The sequence below is a fragment of the Angustibacter peucedani genome (assembly GCF_054779595.1).
In genome coordinates, this window is sequence record NZ_BAAGXY010000117.1 from 1 (window position 1) to 1388 (window position 1388).

Consider the following 1388-nt stretch of genomic DNA (forward strand, 5'->3'; position numbering starts at 1 on the left):
CGGCCTGGCGCCTGGCCGACCGCACGGGGGCGCCCCTGGCCGACCTGCTGGACGGCGCCGCCGCCGCCGCGCGCGACGACCGGGCGGTCGCGGGCGAGGTCGAGGTGGCGCTGGCCGGTCCGCGCGCGACGGTCCGGCTGCTGACCGCGCTGCCCCTCGGCGGGCTGGCCCTGGGGCAGCTGATGGGCGCGCACCCGGTGTTGGTGCTGCTCGGCACGACCCCGGGCCGCGCGTGCGCGGTGCTCGGCGCCGGGTTGCTGCTGGTCGGGCGGTCCTGGATGCGGCGGCTCGTCTCCGCGGTGCAGGAGACGGCATGACGGCGGTGGTGCTCACGGCCGCCGCGACGGGCCTGCTGTGCGGAGCGGCGGTGCTGGTCGGCGGACGGGCGGCTCGTCGTCCGCTCCCCACCCCACGACGGCCCGACCCGGTCGTGCCGCGCGCAGCGGTCACCGTGGCGGTGCTGGTCGACCTGGTGCGCGCCGCGCTCGAGGCCGGGCTGCCCACGGCGTCAGCGCTGGAGGCGGTGCGGACGGTCGCGCCGTCGACGCTCGACGACGCCGCGTGGCGGGCGTTGGCGTCGTCGACCCCGCCCGTGCCCGAGGTGGCCGGGCTGGCCCGGGCGCTGGCGCTTGCCGACCGCACCGGCGCCTCGGTCGGCGTCCTGCTGCGCCGGGCGGCGGACGACGAGCGCGCGGCGCGACGTCGCCGGGCCTCGGTCGCGGCCGGGCGGCTCGGGGTGCGGCTCGTGCTGCCGCTCGGCCTAACCACTCTTCCGGCGTTCGTGCTGCTCGGCGTCGCGCCCGTCGTGATCGGCCTGGCCGCCGACGTCCTGGGGGCGCCGTAGCCGTCCACCGGTGGACAGGCGTCGTCCCGTCGTCCACAGGTCGCGGCCCGGGGGGTGGAGCGGCGCCGCCCCCACCGCGAGGCTCGATCACGGCACGCCAGACCCGTTGTGCCGCAACCGTTCCGTCACCTGATCCACAAGGAGCACCGCATGACCAGACGTCTGTCCCGTCTCCGCCGGGCGAGCGACCTCGGCATGACCACCGCCGAGTACGCCATCGGCACCCTGGCCGCCTGCGGCTTCGCCGCGCTGCTGGTGACGATCCTGCGCGGCTCGGCCGTGCAGTCGATGCTGCTCGGCATCATCAAGAAGGCCCTGTCGCTCGGTGGCTGAGCGGTTGGCGGGCGACGCCGGCACCGCCACCGCCGAGCTGGCGGTGGCGCTGCCGGCCGTGGTCCTCGCCTTGGCCGCCGTGGTGGGGGCGGGCCAGGCGGTGATGGGCCAGGTGGCGGTGGTCGACGCGGCCCGGGCCGGGGCGCGCGCCGCAGCGCGGGGCGACGACGACGGCCGGGTGACGGCCCTGGCCCGCGACGCGGGCGGTGCC

The 1388-nt window shown here is 78.6% G+C and carries 4 protein-coding genes; all 4 read left to right on the plus strand.

Annotated elements, in window-relative coordinates:
- Positions 1-317: type II secretion system F family protein (locus ACYVJ4_RS16895; RefSeq protein WP_460461259.1), on the plus strand; the 317-nt coding region annotated here is incomplete at its 5' end.
- On the plus strand, positions 314-844 hold the full coding sequence (locus ACYVJ4_RS16900; protein WP_460461260.1) for a type II secretion system F family protein: 531 nt from the start codon (positions 314-316) through the stop codon (positions 842-844). The genes ACYVJ4_RS16895 and ACYVJ4_RS16900, both read left to right, overlap by 4 nt.
- Positions 845-994: 150 nt before the next feature.
- The gene (locus ACYVJ4_RS16905) at positions 995-1177 is read left to right on the plus strand and encodes a DUF4244 domain-containing protein (protein WP_460461261.1); all 183 of its coding nucleotides are present in this window, start codon (positions 995-997) and stop codon (positions 1175-1177) included.
- Positions 1170-1388, plus strand: a 219-nt coding sequence (locus ACYVJ4_RS16910) for a TadE family type IV pilus minor pilin (RefSeq protein WP_460461262.1), incomplete at its 3' end; no start/stop codon positions are given. The genes ACYVJ4_RS16905 and ACYVJ4_RS16910, both read left to right, overlap by 8 nt.